The sequence below is a fragment of the Bacillus sp. 165 genome (assembly GCF_017742235.1).
GTDB lineage: Bacteria > Bacillota > Bacilli > Bacillales > Bacillaceae_G > JAGHKQ01.
In genome coordinates this window covers 403,100-424,849 of sequence record NZ_JAGHKQ010000001.1, presented here as the reverse complement: position 1 = coordinate 424,849, position 21,750 = coordinate 403,100, and the positions used below count along the sequence as shown (strand labels likewise).

General features: G+C 32.3%; 24 protein-coding genes and 2 pseudogenes. 23 read left to right on the top strand and 3 right to left on the bottom strand.

All coding sequences use genetic code 11. From position 1 onward, the window contains the following. The first annotated feature begins 212 nt into the window (after positions 1–212). From J7Q84_RS02285 to J7Q84_RS02250, 8 genes are all read left to right on the top strand, one after another. Complete coding sequence (locus J7Q84_RS02285) at positions 213–1,100, top strand: GNAT family N-acetyltransferase (protein ID WP_209092765.1); 888 nt, start codon at positions 213–215, stop codon at positions 1,098–1,100. A 22-nt stretch (positions 1,101–1,122) separates the two neighbouring features. Continuing rightward, positions 1,123–1,713, top strand: coding sequence for a hypothetical protein (locus J7Q84_RS02280; RefSeq protein ID WP_209092764.1), 591 nt, complete (start codon positions 1,123–1,125; stop codon positions 1,711–1,713). 228 nt (positions 1,714–1,941) lie between these two features. Then, entirely contained in the window at positions 1,942–2,991 is a 1,050-nt protein-coding gene (locus tag J7Q84_RS02275; protein WP_209092763.1) for an ArsR/SmtB family transcription factor, read from the top strand. A 54-nt stretch (positions 2,992–3,045) separates the two neighbouring features. Beyond that, complete coding sequence (locus tag J7Q84_RS02270; RefSeq protein WP_209092762.1) at positions 3,046–4,311, top strand: MFS transporter; 1,266 nt, start codon at positions 3,046–3,048, stop codon at positions 4,309–4,311. Between the two features lie 89 nt (positions 4,312–4,400). Further along, complete coding sequence (locus J7Q84_RS02265; protein ID WP_209092761.1) at positions 4,401–4,955, top strand: hypothetical protein; 555 nt, start codon at positions 4,401–4,403, stop codon at positions 4,953–4,955. Positions 4,956–5,147: 192 nt separating this feature from the next. Then, complete coding sequence (locus J7Q84_RS02260; protein WP_209092760.1) at positions 5,148–6,068, top strand: hypothetical protein; 921 nt, start codon at positions 5,148–5,150, stop codon at positions 6,066–6,068. A gap of 148 nt (positions 6,069–6,216) precedes the next feature. Beyond that, positions 6,217–6,672 carry an SMI1/KNR4 family protein gene (locus tag J7Q84_RS02255; RefSeq protein WP_209093098.1) on the top strand — a complete coding sequence of 152 codons (456 nt, stop codon included), beginning with the start codon at positions 6,217–6,219 and terminating at the stop codon, positions 6,670–6,672. A 137-nt stretch (positions 6,673–6,809) separates the two neighbouring features. After that, a complete protein-coding gene (locus J7Q84_RS02250) occupies positions 6,810–7,223 on the top strand; it encodes a hypothetical protein (RefSeq protein ID WP_209092759.1) in 414 nt (137 codons plus the stop codon). A gap of 324 nt (positions 7,224–7,547) precedes the next feature. Here J7Q84_RS02250 and J7Q84_RS02245 read toward each other — a convergent pair. The 3 genes and pseudogenes from J7Q84_RS02245 to J7Q84_RS02235 form a co-directional block, all read right to left on the bottom strand. Then, positions 7,548–8,908: pseudogene (locus tag J7Q84_RS02245) on the bottom strand (IS1182 family transposase). 103 nt (positions 8,909–9,011) lie between these two features. Beyond that, positions 9,012–9,746, bottom strand: a complete 735-nt coding sequence (locus J7Q84_RS02240) for a hypothetical protein (RefSeq protein ID WP_247739028.1) — start codon at positions 9,744–9,746, stop codon at positions 9,012–9,014. 29 nt (positions 9,747–9,775) lie between these two features. Next, positions 9,776–10,201, bottom strand: coding sequence for a DUF2262 domain-containing protein (locus J7Q84_RS02235; RefSeq protein ID WP_209092758.1), 426 nt, complete (start codon positions 10,199–10,201; stop codon positions 9,776–9,778). A gap of 213 nt (positions 10,202–10,414) precedes the next feature. Here J7Q84_RS02235 and J7Q84_RS18715 point away from each other — a divergent pair. From J7Q84_RS18715 to J7Q84_RS02165, 15 genes and pseudogenes are all read left to right on the top strand, one after another. Continuing rightward, positions 10,415–10,553: pseudogene (locus J7Q84_RS18715) on the top strand (IS1595 family transposase); the annotation flags it as partial. A 193-nt stretch (positions 10,554–10,746) separates the two neighbouring features. Continuing rightward, the gene (locus J7Q84_RS02225; protein WP_209092757.1) at positions 10,747–11,232 is read left to right on the top strand and encodes an SMI1/KNR4 family protein; all 486 of its coding nucleotides are present in this window, start codon (positions 10,747–10,749) and stop codon (positions 11,230–11,232) included. A gap of 263 nt (positions 11,233–11,495) precedes the next feature. Beyond that, positions 11,496–11,921, top strand: coding sequence for a hypothetical protein (locus J7Q84_RS02220; RefSeq protein WP_209092756.1), 426 nt, complete (start codon positions 11,496–11,498; stop codon positions 11,919–11,921). Between the two features lie 275 nt (positions 11,922–12,196). Further along, positions 12,197–12,544, top strand: a complete 348-nt coding sequence (locus tag J7Q84_RS02215) for a hypothetical protein (RefSeq protein WP_209092755.1) — start codon at positions 12,197–12,199, stop codon at positions 12,542–12,544. Positions 12,545–13,105: 561 nt separating this feature from the next. After that, complete coding sequence (locus J7Q84_RS02210) at positions 13,106–13,627, top strand: hypothetical protein (RefSeq protein WP_209092754.1); 522 nt, start codon at positions 13,106–13,108, stop codon at positions 13,625–13,627. Between the two features lie 136 nt (positions 13,628–13,763). After that, on the top strand, positions 13,764–14,249 hold the full coding sequence (locus J7Q84_RS02205; protein ID WP_209092753.1) for a CDI toxin immunity protein: 486 nt from the start codon (positions 13,764–13,766) through the stop codon (positions 14,247–14,249). 160 nt (positions 14,250–14,409) lie between these two features. Beyond that, positions 14,410–14,814, top strand: coding sequence for an SMI1/KNR4 family protein (locus tag J7Q84_RS02200; protein ID WP_209092752.1), 405 nt, complete (start codon positions 14,410–14,412; stop codon positions 14,812–14,814). A gap of 627 nt (positions 14,815–15,441) precedes the next feature. Beyond that, positions 15,442–16,191: a class I SAM-dependent methyltransferase gene (locus J7Q84_RS02195; protein WP_209092751.1), complete on the top strand. Its 750-nt coding sequence runs from the start codon at positions 15,442–15,444 to the stop codon at positions 16,189–16,191. A gap of 167 nt (positions 16,192–16,358) precedes the next feature. Beyond that, entirely contained in the window at positions 16,359–16,997 is a 639-nt protein-coding gene (locus J7Q84_RS02190) for an SMI1/KNR4 family protein (RefSeq protein ID WP_209092750.1), read from the top strand. Positions 16,998–17,906: 909 nt separating this feature from the next. Next, the gene (locus J7Q84_RS18485; RefSeq protein ID WP_280635545.1) at positions 17,907–18,038 is read left to right on the top strand and encodes a hypothetical protein; all 132 of its coding nucleotides are present in this window, start codon (positions 17,907–17,909) and stop codon (positions 18,036–18,038) included. Continuing rightward, a complete protein-coding gene (locus J7Q84_RS02185; RefSeq protein ID WP_209092749.1) occupies positions 18,031–18,168 on the top strand; it encodes a hypothetical protein in 138 nt (45 codons plus the stop codon). Before J7Q84_RS18485 ends, J7Q84_RS02185 begins: the two co-directional genes overlap by 8 nt. Before the next feature lie 55 nt (positions 18,169–18,223). After that, positions 18,224–18,397: a hypothetical protein gene (locus J7Q84_RS02180; RefSeq protein WP_209092748.1), complete on the top strand. Its 174-nt coding sequence runs from the start codon at positions 18,224–18,226 to the stop codon at positions 18,395–18,397. A 5-nt stretch (positions 18,398–18,402) separates the two neighbouring features. Continuing rightward, on the top strand, positions 18,403–19,845 hold the full coding sequence (locus J7Q84_RS02175) for a recombinase family protein (RefSeq protein ID WP_209092747.1): 1,443 nt from the start codon (positions 18,403–18,405) through the stop codon (positions 19,843–19,845). Beyond that, positions 19,842–21,311, top strand: a complete 1,470-nt coding sequence (locus J7Q84_RS02170; RefSeq protein ID WP_209092746.1) for a recombinase family protein — start codon at positions 19,842–19,844, stop codon at positions 21,309–21,311. The genes J7Q84_RS02175 and J7Q84_RS02170 overlap by 4 nt, the downstream gene beginning before the upstream one ends. Before the next feature lie 249 nt (positions 21,312–21,560). Continuing rightward, positions 21,561–21,740 carry a helix-turn-helix domain-containing protein gene (locus tag J7Q84_RS02165; RefSeq protein WP_209092745.1) on the top strand — a complete coding sequence of 60 codons (180 nt, stop codon included), beginning with the start codon at positions 21,561–21,563 and terminating at the stop codon, positions 21,738–21,740. Positions 21,741–21,750 lie beyond the last annotated feature (10 nt).

Sequence of the window (21,750 nt, the reverse complement as noted above, 5' to 3'; positions counted from 1 at the left end):
TTAGTTGAACAACATGATCGGCTGTATAGTCGGTTTTTTTATTGGACTAAACGGCAGTTTAGCTGCATAAGGAATTTAGTTTCTTAGAATGAAACAGGTAATTAATATCTATTTCTAATTTTCAGAAAAAAAGGTTATATTTTATAATGAAACTCATTAAGCATTAGAATTATTACAAAAAAACAAATTTGAGGAATTATTGAGGTAATAGTATGAGTGACTATCAATTAATTAGTGACTATAAACATATAAAGAGGTATAGAGAAAGTTTTAACACACTAGCTAAACAAACATTCGGAATTGATTTTAGCAATTGGTATAAAAATGGGTTTTGGACGGATAAATATATTTGTTATTCATATGTTAAAGATGATTCGGTGATAGCAAATGCTTCGATTAGCAAGATGAAGGTTGTCATTAATGATCAGGAATATAATGCTATTCAAATTGGCACTGTTATGACACATTCAGATTATCGTAATCAAGGATTATCGGCTAAATTAATGAACCATATTCTCGAAAAATATGAATCAGAATATGACTTTATATATTTATTCGCAAATAAAACTGTTTTGGATTTTTATCCGAAATTTGGTTTTACCCAAGTGGAAGAAAGCAGTTTTTTTATGAAGGTTTCTGATGTCAATAACTCGTCTAGTCCATTATATTCAATACGGTCATTAAACCCTGCTAATATAGATGATTTTACTATTTTGAAAAGGTTAGCCACCGAAAGAAAATCAATATCTTCAGTATTAGGGGTAGTAGACATACAACCATTAATGATGTTCTACTTTATATATGTATTTAATAATTCGATTTATTACATTGAAGAAAAAGACGCAGCTTTAATATATAAACATGAAGGAAAAGAGCTGCATTTATTTGATCTTTTAAGTAAGGATGAAATTGATATAAATGAAATTTTATATCAGATTGTCAATAGTGATACAGAGTCAATTCATTTTCATTTTACACCAGAGCACATTAATAGTATTAAAACAGAAAATATAAAACCAAGCGATGATACCTTATTTATTCGTCCTTTATTAAAGGAGTTACCTAAACACTTTTACTTTCCAATTACATCACATGCATAAATAAAATAGGAGTTTTTAAATTATGAAAACCCAAAATCTATATAAGAAAATTATGGAAAATATTGAATTACATGAAATACTTTCCGAATACTTTGATTTTGAATTAGGAGATTTTAGTTTAAATACAAAAAATTATTTTTTTAAAGTTGATAATTCAGCAAAAGTTATAGCGCAAGATGCAACTGGGGGAGTTTTTGCGTTAATTGGTGAAGGTGAAACTAAAGATTTACCAGTTATTTTTATTAATTCTGAGGGACAAGTAGGGAAAGTTGGACATAATTTTGAAGAGTTTTTTTCATTAATGATTACTTGTCCTTTTTGGAGAGACTTGTTGAAGTTCTCTGGAAATGGTCAAGTTATTGAAATGAAAAAAGCATTCCCATTGCTTAAAGATGAGTTAATAGAGGATTTCCCTGAAATTGAGACTGTTAGGAAAAAAATTCTTTCCGAATTAAACCTAAATTTAATAACAAATCCAATCGAAACTTTATATGAATCGATGAGTTCACAATGTAATTTTAATGTTTACACTCTAGAGAATGAGAAGGTTGATTCGTTATTTAGTTCCTACGTTGTGACTGATAATCCACTTTGGAAAAACAAGCTTTTATAAACAGAGAAATATAATGGTTGTTCAACTAACGCATGCGTTAGTTAAATATGAATTCTAAAAGGTTAGCGATATATTGCTAGTCTTTTTTTACATTCCATTTTGTTGTTAGATCTGCACAACTTATATTGGAAGGAATTATTTTTTACATAAATTCGAAAAAGTTAGAAGGTGTCGTTCTGTTTTTATAGAATTATAAATTCCATAACAGTTTTTTATGGAGGAAAGATTATGCCGATTTTGGATTTGAGTTTAGAAAGACAATCATATTCTGTAAAGGTTTGTGCGTCATTACTATTTGAATGTGCTTTGGGAATAGCTGCTGTTACCTACACTGAAATTAGAGACACACTTGAGCGAACAACATCTGAATGGGATGAAATAATTTTGAGATTACAGTCAGAAGCAAAACATGAATTAGATTATTGTGCGAAGCATAATACTTGGCAAGCATTGCTACGCCTTATTCATGGAAGTAATAGTACGCATATAGACGAATTTCTGGACTATTTAAGCACAATAACAGTAGAGGAATTCCGTTTTCAAGTTTTACCGCCTCTTGAGGGGATTCAAGAAAAAGATTTACGGCTTAAAGCTGCAAGTGGTGACAGGGATGCAGTAGCCAAACTAATAGAGGCAGTAGCAAACCATAATTTCTTCTCAACCTATGTTCCTTTTTTCTTAAATGAAGATGTAGAGAAGCTCAAAAAACATTTGATTTTTTTAATGAAAAGTTGGTACGAAGCTGCGATTACGCCTAGAAAATCAGAGTGGGAAAATATTTTGCAACGTGAGTTAACTTCAAAGCAGGACATGCAAAGTCGCTTATCTTTTGAAGCATTTATAGAGTGGGCAATCGGTGCAACATATGTACCGGAACCAGGTGAAAGAAACGTACTACTGGTACCTCATATTTCTTATAGACCATGGACTATACAAGCTAATTTATCTGATACGAAAGTATATTACTATCCTGTAAGTGATGAAAGTTTGTTTGGCATGAACGATCCATTTCGCCCTTCGGCTTCTCTTGTTTTACTTTATCGTGCATTAGGTGACGAAAATCGGCTACGTATTTTAAAGATTTTACATGAAAAAGATCGTACTTTACAGGAGTTAACAGAGATCCTTGATCTTGCTAAATCAACCATTCATCACCATCTTACTCTATTGCGTTCTGCTAGGTTAGTTATTTCAAATGGTACAACTTATGTATTGAAGCCTACTACACTACAACATGCATACAAACAATTGGAAGCTTATTTTGAATGCAATGTCTAAATTTTACATCTTATGGAAGAGTGTTATTAGAGAAATGAAAAGGAGGATTCTTACATGACTTCATCTGTTTGGAAAAATAGAAATTTTATGTGGTTATTTACAGGTAGAACAATATCACAATTGGGTACATCGATCACAACATTTTCTATACCTTGGTTGTTATTAGAACTAACAAATTCCGCAGCACAAACTGGTCTAGCTTTTGCTGTTGGGTTCATCCCATATCTATTATTCTCATTACCAGCAGGTGTTTGGGCTGATCAATACAATCGTAAGACGTTGATGATTATAGCTGATAGTTGCCGTATGCTTTTACTACTTTCCATTCCATTAATACATGTATTCAGTGGAGATATCCCCATATTATTATTGTATTTTGTACAAGCAGGTACAAGCGTATTCTCGGCAATATTCGATGCTTCCTACGGGGCATGCTTACCAAACATCATTAATCGGGCAGAACTACAAGAAGGAAACAGTGCATTGCAGATGGGATTTTCCCTAAGTAGAATTGGAGGACCTATAATTGCTGGTTTACTGATATCAATATTAGGTGCAGCGAATACGATATCTCTTGATGTTATCTCTTATGTAATATCGATATTAACGATCTTTTTTATTCGTGCCTCTTTTTCAGCTTCAGTAAATAAAAATGATGAATCTAAAAATGAAACTAAATTACATAAAAAAGTTCGAGAAGGTTTAGAGTATGTATGGAAAATTAAATTATTACGAACATTAGCATTATTTTCAATGCTAGTAAATTTGGTTGGTCCTGGAATAGACATTGCTTTACTATTCCGTATTAAAAATGAATTACATCTAGCTTCAAATTGGGTTGGAATAATTATGGCTGGTTTAAGTTGTGGGATGGTCGTTGGTGCGATTACTATTGGAAGAATAAAAAAACGTTTGAGTATGGGATTTTTACTTGCTATTTCAACAATCGGACAGGTTTTTCCGGCATTTTTATTAATAGTTTCTAAGGAGCCTATCGTAATTTTATTTACTCAATTTATTGTTGGATTTTTACTAATAGCATGGAATATTCAAACAGTGGCTCTAAGACAGTTAATTGTTCCCGATCATCTTTTAGGTAGGTGTACCAGTCTATTCAGAATGATTGCTTGGATAACTATTCCGTTGGGTACAACTATTGCAGGTGTTTTATCAGAATTTTTTGGAGCATCTTTTTACTTTTTAATTGCAGGATGTGTACTTGGAGTGGTGTGCCTAATTTTCATAAGCTCTAAGTTATATAGTTTAGATGAAGAGGATATTGACGCAAATACCTTACGAACTGCATCAACTAATATTTGATATTATTAATGCTCAAAGGAACTAAATGAGTGTGATTTCTTATTTAACTAACGCATGCGATTCTTCAATAACGAAGGATCGTTTTTCTTATGCATCTACATGACAGTTTAGGTGAAAAAGGAGACGCATTTATTTGTGTCGAATATTTATTTTTAGAAGAAATGGATATAAGGGAGAATATGATGTTTAAATCAAAAAAGACTATTTTAGGCTTTATCGCAATTGTCATTGTTATTTTTTATAGTTTTGTTTATAAACCATCTGTACCAGTTGCTTCTATCCAAGTAAGTAAAAAGAAATATGAATTACAAGCAAAAGATTATGATTACAATTTTTTGGGGAAAAGCGTAACAAAAAATCCTTATACTTGGAATAATTTAAGTGAACTGAATGAATATTTACAGAATGAACCTGAATTAACCGTCCAAACTAACCAACCAATTACATATAAAAGTGATTCTTCTAAAGATTATACTCAAGTAAGTATTTATTCTATTGAACAGAATCAAACACATGGAGAAACTGAAACAACTGTACAAACAATAGATAAACCTGGTCATTATATCATTCAGTACTCTACGGAATTTGGTGTAGGTAAAATAGCAAATTATTTTGTAAGAGTTAATGTAGTAAATAAGGATTAATTAAAAATTTTTATTCAACTAAATCATGCTTTAGTTGAACAAGATCAGAGCCCGCAAATGCGGGTTTTTTATTCAAGTACATGGCAGTTTAGTTGAACAAGGATATGATAAAAAAATGTCGAAATTAATTTAATGAAACAAAAAACGAGCCACAAAGGTTCTAAACATACAGATTAAGATTGGTGAGAAATAATGCATAAAATAAAACACAATATAATTACAGAAGAAGTTTTGAAATCATGGAATCAAAAATTTGTACCTGATCTCGATTACTTTTATTTCGAGGAGCGTCCAAGCTTTTTATCAGTCAAGGAACGTACAACAGTTGAGTTGTCATTAGATCTAAAAACCTCATACTTACCGTGGAATATTTCCTCAAAAGCCAGTTATATAGGGACTGTATCAAATGATGAGTTTCTCGGGTGGGAGAAGGCGTTACAAAAATCAGTCTTAAGGGAACAGATTCGTCTCAATCGAGGTTACATATTTGAATTAGATGAGTTAAGAAACGTAATAGGAGACATTTCAGTTGATGTAATGAATGATCTTGATTCTTATTCAATTAATGATAATGGGAAGCAACTGATAACATTACAAGGTGCTTTATGGAAAGCTTTTCCTTATCACGTAAGAACGAGCATATTACTTTATGTTGCTGATATGTTTGTCGATCTGGATTCGATTTCAATATCAACAGATTTGAATGACGTGAAGAGTGAATATCCAACAATCGCTTATTTATTGAATACTTTTGGAAAAATGAATGGACCGAACTGTTTGGGTGCTGTATTGGCAGCATTGAATGAAGATGAGGTGAATCAAGACTTAATCCTAAGTAAATGGGTTCTTACACCAGAATTCTATGAAGAGCTAAAAAAGAGAGATTATATGAAATTTAATACGAGTTCGATCCAGCAAAATGACGTGTTAATTTGGGGAAAAGATCAAAATACACTCCATTCATGTTTTGTATTGAGTAATGGATTAGTATTTAATAAACAAGGGCAAACGATGTTTAATCCATATCAGTGTGTCCCTCTTGCTGATGTGCTGAATAATTGGAAGTGGGTCCAGACATCTGGAGGTCAGTTAAGTATTTATAGAAAAAAATGATATAAATTTTATAGATTCTTATCCAACTAACGCACTGCATTAGTTCAACAACAAGATTGGCTGTTTAGTTCAATAAGAATTTACAATTAATGGACATTAAAATTAAAATATAGATAAATCTAATAAAAAATTTTATGGGGTGAGGAAAATAGGGAACAGTATTTGGCAAAAGAACAACGACTATTACAAGTTAGAACCAGTAACTGTTGAGATTATTAAAAAAGCAGAAGAAAAACTTAAAATAAAATTACCAAGTTCTTACATAAAAATCCTCAAAGAACAAAATGGAGGGAACATCAAATTTGATTCGTTTCCTTCTGTGGTTCCAACATCTTGGGATGATGACCACATAAATGTGGATCATATTTTAGGAATAGGAGAAGAAAAAGGTATTTTAGAAAGCGAGTATCTAATTCAAGAATGGGGATTACCGAATAATATTGTTCTGATCTCTGGGGATGGACATTCGTGGATTGCTCTTGATTACAGAAATACAAGTGAAGAACCACCTGTTATATTCATTGATGTGGAGGAAGAACAGATTATTAATTTAGCTCCCAACTTTGAAATATTTTTAAATGGTTTAACTGTTTGGGAAGACTGATTTCCTTATATAACTAAAGCATGCACTAGTTGAACAACAAGATCGGCCGTATAGTCGATTTTTTTTAATTCAACAAAATGGCAGGATATTTGAATAAGAAATGATATGATATATAGAAATATTTTTGGAGGTAGAAAATGCGAAAGAAACTCAAAGAAATAATATATGCTCAAGGGTATCCAAATGCTGAAGCAGCACCTATTGTTAATTTAGAAGATTTCTTTGAAGGAAATACTGATGAAGGTTCAATTGGATGCAACCTTTTAGACCATCCAGGAATTAAAAAATTTTATGATGTACTGATAAATATAAGAGAAAAAGCCAATGTTCAAGGCGTCTTTGTAGAAATTATGGAGATGGAGGATGGCGTCGATTATTGGGCTTTTTCTGAAAGAGTTTATATATTAACTAATGCAGAAAATTCTTCGGTTGAAGAATGGGTTACAGATTTGGAACCATCAGAAGTAGATGAAGGATATGCTTTTGGTGTACCAGAAATAGCACCAAAATTATTTGAAGGTTACAAAGTTTATTCAGTTTGGTGGGATTAAAATAAATTTCTTGCTCAACTAACGCTTGCGATAGTTGCATAATAGTTGGAGTCGATATAGATGATCTGCTCTTATTATTAGGCTCTGTACGCAAAGATTGTTGCTACCAGATCCTTTCTTTTATACAAATATGAACATTAGCATTTTGTAGAGTTTAATAAAGAACAAATATAAATTTTTTGTTTTAACTTATCGTTTTTACAAGTTATACTACTATGTTCAGAGTGTCGAGAAACCCAAAGGGTTTCTCGAGCTCTGACAGAAATCTTGTAGAGTATATAAGAAAAGCATTACGCAAATAGAAGAAAAAGAGACAGAATCGCCCTACACGAGCCCCTTTTTGGTGAGGTGTAGGGCGATTTTTTTCATGTTTTGGCAGGCAGCGGTAAGATAGGCCTGCATTTGGACAGACTTCCGCCCACGAAAGCGGGCGTAGCGATAGCCATGCAGTTCTTTGGCATCGGCAAAACTCCGTTCAATGGTAGAACAACGTACCTTATATAGGCTTTTTCCTGTTTTCGTGAGTTTGTTAGTCCGTGCGATATCTTTATAGTCCTCCCAAATATGGCGCGTGATGACACGTTGCTTTTGTTTTGCAGAAAAACAAGACGAGCGAAACGGACAGATCGCACAGTCGTCTATCTTCGATTTATACTGACGTTGTCCTTCCCGATCCGTCGTCGTATAAGAGAGGATACAGCCTTGCGGACAAACATATCCATCGGTTTCTTTGATATAACGGAATTTGTACTTTGGCATCTCTTTCTTCTGTTTCCCAAATCGTCGATACCCCATCACCATAAAAATCTTCTGTTCGGCTAGTTTTTTACAAATATAACCCGTAAAATAGCCGGCATCGAGTGCGACCGCTTCTACCTTAAATTGAAATTTTTTGATTTGTACTTGAAGGCGTGCCAAATACGGCTCAGAATCGACGACATTCCCAGCCGTAATAAAGGTATCCGTGATAATATTATATTTCGCATCTACCGTACGATGGTCCAAATAAGGAAAACCATTTGGTTTTCCTTCTCGCATGAGAAATCCACTGTCCGGGTCCGTTGTACTTTCACGGATTTCTTGTACTTTGGCTTCGCCTTCCTTTCGAGGTCCTAGTTCTTTTTTCCGTGTGCCTCCCGATCTTCTGTCACTGCTTGTTCAAGTTCTTTCAAGTAAACCTTTGGTTCCTTTGTTTTGAATGTTTTCACAAGTTTCTTTTTGTTGGCATTCGCTTTGATATGGGTAGAATCTGTCATCAAAGCACGGCCACCCACCATACGGTGGGCTTTCGCTTGACGGACAATTTCATCAAAAATCTCTTCAAATATATTGGTATGAAGGAAGCGAGTGCGTCGGTTCCAACTGATGGTCGAGTGGTCAGGAACAGAGCCGGACAAAGAGAATCCAAGAAACCAGCGATAGGCTACATTGGTTCGAATCTCTTTCTCTAGTTACCGTTCTGAGCGAATGTCATAGAAATATCCAACAAACATCACCTTAAACAACGTAATAGGGTGGATAGAAGGACGACCGTTATCTTCACAATAATAGGGGCGCAACTTCTCCTCAATAAAATCAAAATCAATCGTAGCTTCAATTGCCCGTAAGAAATGGTCTTGTGGAACTAACTCTTCTACCGAAATTGTTACGCGTTCTTCTCGATGATTTTTCAGTGCTCCCATCATACCACATCGCTCCTTTTCCTCTTTTTAATCAGTTTGGACAGAGGAAAAGAAGCTCAGACATAACATCAGGCTGTGGAGAGACTTTCTCCACAGCCTGATGTTATTACTTCTTTATGTTCTGGTTCTTTAATTCCATTCTTATCCTTTTTAATGCTAGTTCAGCCGACATTTTTCCGTTATGTTGTCCATGTTCTTTAACCCAATTTAGTTTTTCCCTAGCAGGTATGTATCTATGGAAACCTAGAATTTCAGCAGCTCTCTCTTGTACCCACATATCCGAGTCTTCCAAGAGGGGGATTATTTTATGCAATTGTGTGTAAGGAGTTAAGGCCATAACTGAAAATAAATATTGAGTTCTTTTTTCTTCATCTAATTCAGGGTTTTTAAGAAGGTTCTTCAATTCTTCAATGGCTTGTACATCTTGTTTTAGTTGCAGTTTATCAGTATGTTCTTTGGGCTGAGGGTAATATCTTGGAAGTTCATACCAATCACTTTCTGGATTTTCTAACAGGGTTTGTATTAACGTTTGTACATTAGGATATACGGGTGATAAATCTATTTCTTCATGGTTTATAAAGCAAACTCTGCCTGTTAGTAATCCAAACATATAAACGCCTACATAATTGGAGTTATCATCTGTCCATAATGGAAAAACCTCTGAAATATTAACATCTTCCTTTAGGTATGAATACATTTCTGCTGCTTCTTCAAAGGATAATAAACGTACTAAAAAATCATTCTTTTGCTTCAAATAGATTGGATTGTCAAAAGCATTCATTATTTCCTGAGGTAACGATATGTTTAAAAAAGTTGAAATTTTATTAAATAAATTGTCCATTATGTATCCTCCGCTCATCATATTTAAAACTAACCCGAAATCTGAGCCTCTTCATATAATCCATTTGAATCAACAGAGGCTATAATGATATGCCCCCAAAACATATCTCCATCGTCAAAATACAAATCACTTGTTCCATCATTGTAAAAAGCAACCATTTCTAATGACAACTTTTTAATGAATTCCTCTTTAGTAATAGATTCCCCTTCATTCCAAGTTTCGTTATGAGTTTCAATTAAGTCATCGGCCAAAGTTTCAAATAATGTGTGTGTATGTTGCATGAGTTGTATGCAAGAGCGTGAGTGTATATCCATTTGTTTATCCTCCCTTGCGGCATTAATAGCAACTTCAATCACCTTGCCATTTGGTAATTGCATTATTCCTGCCCATTCTGTTCTATCAGTATACCATTTTACTTGACCAAAAATAGGATGAAAAAACGATTCATTATTCATACTCCATTACCCCTAGACTCTCTAGTTCTTTTTTATGAGTGTCTTAAGCACTTCTCCTTAGATTCTCTACTGTTACCCCCCACGCACGATGGAATCCTTGTAAAAACAGGTCTTCCGTTTGAACCTGCTTTTTCGCTTTCTTCCCCATGTAAAAGAATTGATGCCGATAGAGGTAGTTATCGAGATATTTGGTAGCTACACTATGAAAACGGTGGGATTTTTCATGTTCAGCATGTGAATAATTACCACAAACGATTAAAAGGTTGGATGGAACGATTTCAAGGGGTAGCCACAAAGTATTTGGATAACTATCTCTATTGGCATCGTTTCTTAGAGTTGGTTAAAAACCAGCATAAAAAAGAAGCCACTTTATCTCTGCTACTGAATGCTTGTAATATACCTACTCATTTAACCATTGAAAAAATGAAACAAAAGTATAAATTAGTAGGTTAATTCAACAAAACGGCAGAATAGTTAAAGAAGGAGCAATTAACTTTAACAACGAAATATATTGGGAATATAAGCAAATATAACGGGGGAGAAAAATGGTTAATAATGAATTATATGAGTCTGCATTAGAAATGATTAAACGTTCAAAAATTTCAGCTAGAGTTGCTTCAGTTACAGAAATTAACTTACTTAGAGATGAACTTGGTGGAAACCTACCAGACTGGTTAATTAATTTAATGTCTCAATTGCCAATATGTAGTAGCCACCTTGTTGTTCCATTTGCAGTAGAAGATGGAGAATTTGAGTTATTAATCGATTTTCTGGAACCAAAAGAATTAATTGAGGAAAATAAATCTTTTGTACCTGGATGTGCTGTTTTCAATAGAGGGTATCTCTGTATTGGTGTAGAGATTGGTATAGGTAATCCTTATGCGATAAATATTAGTGAAGGAAATAATCCACCTGTTTATTTATTAGACCACGAGTATGGAGAAGATACAGAGCAGATTATAAAAAATAAGGAAATTATCGTAGAGAGATTATCGGACTTGTTTTCAATAGCAATTATAGATGAAGATTAATTTTTTAATGATTTATAAACGTTAGCGTTAAATGATTTTATTAATAATTAAAGACACTCAAGGAGTGTCTTTTCAAATAGTTTAATAGCAACAATTAATACGAAAATAGCCTAATAATAAAACTAACTTTTGGGGGATCATTATGGATGTAGAATTATTTGAAAGTGCTCTAAAATTAAGGCTCTGTTAAAAAAGATTGTTGATACTGGCTAAGTTATGAAAAAATTGGATATAAAATCGAATCATTTTAGGGAGGGTTCGAAGTGAAAAAATTGCTTTTCATCTTAATTCTATTGCTTCTCACTACTGCTTGTGAAGCACCAAATAACAAATGGTATGCCAACAAAATTACAATTGAAGGCATTACATTTTCTTACGAAAAACTGCCAACCAAGCAAAATGAAACCATCAAATTTAAAATTTACAATAAAAGCAAACACTCAATTGATGCTAGGGTGAAAATTGACTATATTTACAAAAATAAAACTTGGACACAGCTAGAAAATACAGAAATTCGTGATTTAAAATCAAAAAACACTTTTGAAGGAGAAACACTTGAAAGCACAGTGAACTCAAAAGGAAAATATAAAATAATTGTCATTGCTTGGAATACAGATAATGATGACCCGTATGAGCCAGACGATGGAATGTATCAATTTGTTAAAGTAATAGAATTTGAAGTGAAATAAATCTAAAAAGTTTTTGTGATACTAGTAATTATGTAGAGTCATGAATAGCACGAACATTATATGTAATAAAAGACAAGTTGCATGTCGAATTTAAACTTAGCTTTAGTTGAAATAAGGACTGTCAATTTTGACAGTCCTTTTCAAATAATAAATATCAACATTTTACTTTAACAGAGCCAAAATTAAAAGAAGAATTAGTTAAATCTAAGCCAATTAGTGAAGAAACACAAAGGTTTTTTACTGAATATCAAATACCAAAAGATATATTGTTATTTATGTCTAAATTCTCTTTTTCTCAAAACCTATTATTTGATCACGTTTATTTTGATAAAGTTAATGATATTCCAGATAATAATCTATGGGAAGAAAATAAAAGGTGTATTGATGAAGGACTTCTAGTAATTGGTTCAGGCTTAAATGGTGACTTTATTGTAGTTAATCTACATACGTTAAGAGTCGGTTATGTATTTCATGATGAAATCTGGGAAGATGAAGATGCAATAGTAAGAGAAAACTATATTAATTTGAATTGGTCAATCGGTCAGTTCTATTATAATGCTCTTACAATGAAAAAATTTCCAGTTGATGGATTTCAAGCAGAAGAGTACATCGATCAGATGTAATTCCTTATTCAACTAACGCATACTTTAGTTGAATAAGAAACAGGATGTATTGAATATTAAATAGAATAATTAGGTAATGAATTTTTTTGCTTGTAATTTGTAATTTAATAGATGAATTTAAAAAGGAGTTACAAATGAAAAACATAATTTATTCAATTATTACTATTTTAATTTGGGTACTATCAGGAGCTTTTATCTATATTCATAACAGAGGAATGTTGAATGTTAGTCCTTGGGGAATACATAATTTTATTAATATTACTATACAAATTAGCGTGATTTTCTTACCTATAATTGGGCTCTATTTATCAATTCTTATTAGGAAAAGAAGTACTAAGTTTGTAATGATAATAGGTTCCTTAGTAAATATTTATTTCCTCTCTTTTCCATTTAGCCTTGCTTGGTTAGCTTACATTAATTAAATTTAATTAATGCTTTTCCTTAAGTATCTAACGCATGCGTAGTTTAATATTGTAAAGTCTGTTATTAGTCCCCTTGTTGTATTAATTGGATATTTATATTAATGGTATTATTAAAAATAACAAATAATATGGTGAACTTATGAACGAACGGAAAATACTTATGCAGCAAAAAATTAAAGTTACTAAGCAAAAATATAAGAGAAATGAATTAATGAAAATATTACCTAAAGATTTGTCATCTGTTATAGAAATATGCGAAATGATCACTACTCCAGAATTGGAAAAGATTCTAGATAAAGTTCATGCAAAGTGGAACTATGATTTACATAAAGGTGATTTTATATTAAATTATAGTAATTTTAGAAAGGAATTTAGTTGGGAAAGTGAAGTAATTCAGTATGTGCAAGGAATAGATATCGAAGAGCAATTGGTGTATTTATTTTTAGGTATAGAAGATAGTCCAATATTTCTTATTGACGGAAAATGGATAATAAAAAATTTTGATATTCTATGGCAATTTTTAAACAATGAAGACATATGGATTATTAGTCAAGATTACAGTTATGGAGTACTAGTATCACGTTACGGTGGATATTTAGAGCATGATCCAAACCCAAAAGAAATACTATATGCGATTACTAAATGGGAGAATAAATCATAAATCTTGTTCAACTAACACCTGCTTTAGTTGAAGATCACGTGTTGCTTGCAGCTCGTTTTTTATTGAAGTAAATGACAGTTTAGTTTAAGAACGTGGTACATTTTATAATTAGTTAGTTAGTAAAGGAGCATATCCTGTGAATAGAGAAGAAAGAAAAAAGCGATTAGAATTTCTAATTCAAGAAAGGAAAAAACATGAAATTAGATTGGAAAAAGAGCAACAAGTTTCGGAGATGTTAGAGCTGTTCCCTGAAAAAGACAAAGTGAATATATTAGATGAAAGCGAAAGTGATAAGATTGAAAGTAATATGACAAATAGTTTTCCAATTGCATGTTGGGGAAGAATTGATTGGGAAAAAGTGAGTAACAAAATTATTCTTACTAAAGAAGATATATTGAATATCCCTAACATCCTATCTAATCAATCTTTGGATACTTCAGTTCCTGTTTACCTTATTGTTGGGATATATAATTACCCATTGGTAAAGACCTCTTTATTTAGAATACTAGAAAACATTGAGAATATTATGGAAATGGGACCAGACCAATGGATTTATAGTCCAGTGTTAAGATATGTAATTGAATTTTGTCATGATGAGGTAATAACAATCGGTTGGATATGAAGTTCTTATTAAGCTAACGCATGCGATAGTTTAACAATTAAAGGAGCCGAGTGGCTCCTTATTAACTATGTGGTGGCATAGTTGAAGAAGGAACAACAGCAATCTAGTAGCATTTATCACTAATTATGAAATTAATAGTTTTAAATTAGGAGTGAAAAAGGTGTTAGATGAAAAGAAATATTTATTTAAAGGATTCAACTTTAATGAATCCATTCCTAAAGAGGAATTAGAAAAAGTTGAAAAGGAGCTGAATGTAAAGTTCCCATCAGATTATGTTGAGTTTATGATTAAGTCAAACGGTGGTGAAGGGAATATTGGAGAAAGTTATCTGAGACTATGGAAAATTGAAGAATTAGTTAAAGGTAATGAGGATTATTCAGTAAGTGAATTCGCACCTGGCTTATTAATTATAGGATCAGATGGTGGAGGTACTGCTTTTGGTTATGATTTTCGAGAGGAAATCCCTGATTTAGTGGAGGTTGATTTTATAGGAATGGATATTGAAAATCCGAATTATAGGAATAAATACTTCTTTGAGTTTATTGAATATCTATACAATTACTAAATTCCTTATTCAACTAAATGAAGCATTAGTTGTATTAGATTCGTGAGTTGATTGATTAAGTGATTGGCTTTTGATTGCCTGCTATTTAACTAATTGATTTTCTAAAGAGAGGTGAAATTTTTGGTAGGGGAAAATCTTAAGATATTCACTAAAATCTCATTTATTATTGCACTGCTTACGATTACGTTAATACCCATAAGTGTGTTCCTAATATTTATAACTTCTGAGGAGGTGGAAGCTGTATTTGAAGGTCTAGTTATGCTTCCAGTGGTACTTTCGGTGCTTGGCATTCCTTTAAGTATGATTTCCATGTTTAGCTCGGAAAATCTAGTTAAAAGAATTTTTGCTTTAATTATAAATTTTTTGCCACTTACTGTTATAGTTTATATGTTTATAATGGAAATCATAAATGAGTTTACAAAAACTGCACCTTAACGAAATGAAAAAACTTAATTTTCGAAATGGGCTACATCTCATTTATCTTATGCAACTAAACCAGCTAATAGTTTGTCAATAATTTTCAATAAAAAAATTTTGAGACTCATTTATATGCTCTTTTTTTATTAAAGTAAATGGCAGGATAGTTGAAGAAGAATAGATTTATTATTTGAAAGGTGGATCTATGAAATGAATGAATTAGAGTATAAAAACTTCTATGATAAGGTTGGAAAAATAAACGGTTGGGATTTTAGTAAATTAAAATGCACCTCAGAGGGAGTTAAATGGGATTTTTACAAAGAAGTAAATAAAAGGTGTAAACGTTCAGATATACTGCTCGATATCGGTACGGGCGGAGGAGAGAATATATTATACATTGCATCGTCAGCCCTATTGATGATTGGGATCGATAATTCAAGCGGCATGATAGAGAAAGCGCATTATAATTTAAAAGAAGCACAAGCGGAAAACGTTCGGTTCTTCAAGATGGACTCAGAATACTTAGAGTTTCCAAATGCCTTTTTTGATATTGTGTCGAGCCGCCATTCTTCTTTTGTTGCGACAGAAGTAGCAAAGGTAATCAAAGAAAATGGTGTGTTTTTAACTCAGCAAGTCAGTGAACATGACAAATGGAATTTGAAAAAAGCGTTTGGCAGAGGACAATCTTTTGAAGAAGCTGATGGAACATTAAAAGAGAGATATATAAGGGAACTTAAAGGTGCAGGTTTTACTGGAGTTCAATCCTTTGATTACAACGCTATTGATTATTATCAAAGACCTGAAGACCTTATATTCTTACTTAAACATACGCCAATCATCTCTAGTTTTGGTCAAGAAGAAAAGGACTTTGATATTCTGAATGATTTCATTGAAAACAATCGAACCAAAAAGGGAATTTGTACAAATTCTAAAAGGTTTTTGATAGTAGCTAAAAAATAATTTTTCTTATTCAACTAACTGATGTGATAGTTGAAGATCACGAGTTGTTTTGCAGCTCGTTTTTTTATTGAAGTAAATGCCAGTATAGTTAAACAAGGACAGTTGAAAATTAGCCCGAATATAACAGATAAGATTCTATAAAATGTTTAAGGGAAAGGTGTATTAAAATGGATTTAACTAATTTAAACGGTTTAGTAATTATGCCACCAGCGAGTGATAAAGAAATATTTAAAGTCGAAAATGAATTGAATGCAAAATTACCAATTTCGTATAAAGATTTACTTAAAGTATCAAATGGTCTGTCTTCTGAAGAAGGGGTGCTAATTTATGGAACCGAAGAAATTATAGAGAGAAATGAAAGATGGGAAACAAAGGTATATGCAGAGGGCTATATAGCTATTGGTGATGATGGTGGCGGACAAGTTTTTCTTATCCACCAAGGAGACGAAGAAAAAGAGGTTTTAGTAGTAGATGCTGGAGATATGATTCCTGCAAATTCTGTATTAGTAACTTCAAATTTATCCCTGTGGGCTAACAACGGTTTCATAATTAAAACTGATGAAATACAAGAGGAACGCAGCTGGTCTAATAGCTGTAAAATAGTATTAATTGATACTCCGATTGGTGGGTTAAAGGATTTATTGAAAATTAAAAGTGTTTTTGGACTGGATATTACAGTAAGTGAATTACTAAAAGGATCAAAGAATCTACCTTATATAATAGTAGAGGATTTTCCATACGGAAAAGCACTGAAATTAGTTGGTAATCTAAAAGAAATTAAAATAGAACTTAGAACTAATAATTGAGCCATCTTTATTAAAGTTTGAAGATAACATACTTTACATAACAAACTATTTCTTGTTCAACTGATGCTTTAGTTGAACAGGATCATGAGTCGCAAAAGCGGCTTTTTTTATTGGACTAAATGACAGGTTAGTGGAATAACCAAATGGTATAATAAAAGAAGAATCGAATTAAAAAAAGTAAATTTGTAATTCCGATTTAGAAAAGTTATACAATGATTGATTATTGGGAGTTCGAATATGAAAAAAAGAAATAGAGATGGCTTTTTTAAAGATACCTTGATTGAGTTTATATTTGAAATGATTTTTGAAGTAATTTGTAACATCTTAATGTTTATACCAAGAATAATAATTCGGTTAATAGGGCACATTTGGTGAAGTGATAAGTCAAAATAGAGATAACAAGGGTATTAAAGTGAAACAAATTATATAAAACTTATGTAACTAACGCTTGGCGTTAGTTGAAGAAGACCATCAAAAAAATGATGGTCTATTTTTTTGCGAATATCACGACTATTTTTTAACAAAGCCTTTTATTTAATTACATACAAAAGTATTTGTTGAGAAAACAGAACAATGTTTGAGCTCTTTAACTGCTGAAATAATTGAGTTTGAATAAGATTTAGCAGTGTTTTGTCCAATAAAAATATTTTAGTACGTTTTAAATAAAAAAATTTATTTTAAAAAACACTTGGCATTCAATTTCTAAAACAACTATACTCGAAATGAAAAAATAAAGCAGAATAATTTTTTTGTTCTGTAATTAAAAAACCCATCTATTTTTGACAAGTACCTCCCAAAACTTAGAAGGAGAAAAGCTAAATTGAAAAAATTATTAAAAATTCCAAAGAATAAAATCTACAACACTACTTTGGTGAAACTAAGTCAACTACAACAAAGGGGGAGTGCAACGTGACTGTAAAACAAAATAAGCTTTGGATTACACATTGTCTAGAAATTTCCGATACACATAATATATCTTCTATGGTTATTCAGCAGTTTGCAAAATATTTAAAGGACAGGAAAAAGACTCAAAATGAATAAAATTTTTATAGATTTGAAGGTTCCTGGTTATGAAACTGGCTTTATTACGGTCATTCTTCATCACGAAAAAGAAAATGGAGAGAATAATAGTGTACAACAGGTTCTACCATTAGAAATTGAAGAATTGTAGAAGAGTATAAAATATCTACCTCCTGTCTATGATGACACGATAAGGAGGTAGATTGATGATGAAAAAGGTAACCGAGATTCGATTTATTGAGGAAGAAAATGAAATAGCAGACATTTGGATGAATCATATGTTTACACGTTTATTTGTAGAACAGCTAGATTTACCACTGCATCTCAAACAGGAAGTTTTGTATGAATTGTTACATAAGAACTTACGAAAGGGAGAATAAAACCGATGATGAAGCATAGAAAAAACGCTTCAGTTGATAAAAAAAAGATTTTTTATCGACGTGTAAGCTCACATGGACAAAGCATTGAGATGCAAATCAATGCAGAGGAGAAATATAGGAAACAGTACAACGAAAATGACATTATTGAAATAAATGATGTAGCAGTTTCTGCAAATAAAGTAAAAATACCTGGACGTACCGGATTAGTCGAAGTTATGGATAATATTAAAAGAGGCTACGTTGATGCATTGTATGTCTATGATCGTAGCCGCTTAGCAAGGAATTTTTACGAATACTTTGAGCTAATCGATTTGTTTCTCTCAAATAACATTAAAGTAGTATTTACTACAACAGACTTCAGTTATCCTCCATTCAGTAATAACTACTTAACAGAGGGCTTCAATGCTATTGCTATTGAAGAAGAGGGAAAAGGGATTGCTCGTCGTATACGTGATAAAAACAAAAGGCTTCCTGTAAAGAAGTTTGGATATAAGGTTGAAAAGGGGAACTCTAAAAAAAGCTATGTTATTGATGATCAATATCGTTTTATTTTGTGTGAACTATTTGATGAAGCCGCCAAAATTGAAACACTAGAAGAATTTTTCACGCTAATTATGAATTTTTCAAGGAGGTTAGGTGGAGCAAGTAATATACCCAAGTTGGTAAGGATACTTTCTGATTGTTTTTATGCAGCAAGTGAAGAAACGAATGGACATTATAGTAACTTAGCATACGTTGAACCAGTTGTTTCATTAGAAACTTTTAAATTAGTTCAAATGAAAACTAAAGGATATATTAACAGGATGGAGAGAAACGTAGAATCTCAAAGGAATACAGATGTATTATCCCCGTATTGCGTTCAATGCGGAAAGCAAATGAAATATAAAGTTAATCCATATGCTGAAACAGGAACATACAGTTGCTCAAATAAACATAAGAAGATAGAGGTTAGTGGGGAGGAGTACAATGCATGTATTTGTCAAGTGACCAAGCATGTACTAAGTAGATTAGAAGCAAGGGAAATCGAAAAACAAACTATCACATATTTAAATCAATTAATTAAGCGTTTTGAAAATCAACGCTTTCAAACTCGAGCGGCTATTCAACAGAAAGAATTAGATGTAGCAACATTGCATTTTAAAGATATTCATTCACAAAAATGTGAAGCTATATTAACACAACTAAAGGATTTAAAGAAAGACCATAACATACTAAATCAGCAGATAGTATTATGTGAAGAAAATAAGATTCAAATAGGATATTTATTAGAAAGTATCACTCATGAATATTACAAATCTTTGTCAAAGCAAGAGTTCCTTACACTTGGTCCGCTAATTATTAAAAAGGGAGTCGTTCAAGAGGGGAAGATTGAGTTTGAAATCTTGTTCAATCGTTACTTAAAACAAGAAGGACACGGAATACTAAAGTTAGAAGGCTGTGATAAATGAGTATGAAAAAAGCAGCTGGATATATTCGACGCTCTTCTTCTCAGCAGAAAGATAACGATTCCTTTGAGATTCAAAAATTAGCAATTACTGAATTTGCAAAGAGAGCAGGGTATGTTTTAGCAGATGAATTTATCTTTGAAGATGATGCAGTGAGTGCATATAAAAAGTCAGCGTATCAGAGAAGAGGCCTTATGCTGTTGAAGAAGACTATTTTAGAGAATGATTTTGATGCTGTGATTTTTTATGACTTTTCACGTATCGATCGTAAAGTATATTCGTTTGTATCCGAATTTTATTATGATGTTATTCAAGCAAAACCTCATTTGAAATTTTACTCAACAACAAAAGGGACGGAGTGGAGTCCAGAAGACTTGGATGTGAAGTTATTTTTAATTTTAGCAAATGCAGAATCTATGGATAAGGCAAGAAGAACTATTGATTCACACCATAGAAACTTGAAGGGTGAAAATAAAAAGAGACCAGGTGCGTGTGTTCCTTATGGGTATGACGTAAGAGACAAGGTTCTTGTACCCAATCAATATGCTTCTATTATATTATTTATTTTTTATCTAGCTAGTTGGGGGCATTCAATGAAAAGCATTGCGTCTTTATTAAACGAAGTAAAAATTGAATCTCCTAGAAATGGAGTCTGGCGAAGCAGTACAGTGGAGCATATTTTAAAAAACCCTGCTTACCTTGGGCATTTAGCTTGGGATATGGAACATACTTCACAAATGACATTCTTTTATGAGAATGTTCATGAGCCAATTGTTCCGTTCGCATTGCATAAGGTTGTTCAAATGAACAATGAATTAAAGAAAAAGTACCATAAACTAGACACGCCATTTATTTTCGCTGATTTACTATATTGCAAAACTTGCAAACAACAACTTCAACATCGGAATGCTTCTACTAAGAAGGCAGGAAAATCATATACTTACATGAAATATCAATGTACTCACTGTCAATATGAACTTGATACCAAGCAAGTAAACGCATATTTATTAAAGGATTTGGAACACAAGTTACAATGTGCTACGAAATTCCGTCATAAAGAGGTAATCAAAGATATAAATGCTACTTTAAAAGTCTTTCATAGCCGTTTAAGTCAATTGAAAGAGAAGAAAGAAAGGATTGAGTACAATGAGCAGCATGCTCATAATTTGGATAATGCAGATTTATTAATAGCTGTTGAAAATGCAAAACAACAAGTACTATCAGAATTTCAAGAAGTAAATCTCCGTATTTTAGAAATGGAGTTGCTCTTGCGTGATTCAGAGCTAAACGTTTTTTTAGAGCGTTTTGAACGATTAACTTTAAATAGTTTATCTAACACAGAAAATCGTCTGATTACTTTGTATTTTATTCAAAGAGTTAGTATCAATAAACAAGGTAGGTTTTCCGTTGAATATAGTATAAATCCTTTAAAGTTCCTCTATCAACCAAGAGAGAATAGCATTGGATAAAAAATCGAAAGTGTGTCTTTAAATTTAGATGATAAATCGAACTTTTGAATTTTAATGGGAATGTTAATGGAGGCTCAAGAGACATGACCCTTTGAAATCAATGACTTCTTAACCCGTTGGTTCGGTTTATCATCCAATTTTTGATCAGAATTTGAATGAAAAATCGAACCCTTTAATCATATTGTAGACAAAAAATCGAACTCCTAAACATAACACGCATCAATTTAACAACAATGGAGGAGTTATAATATGAAGTCCAATTATGAAATCCTAACAGCAAATGATATTGCAGATATTTTACGAGTTTCATTACCTACGGCATATACAGTCATGGAAAGAACAGACTTTCCTCTTATTCGTATAGGGAGGTCTAAGCGCGTACTCCGGCATGAATTCTATAACTGGCTAAACAGCATGTCTAACATTTGATAAAAGTAGG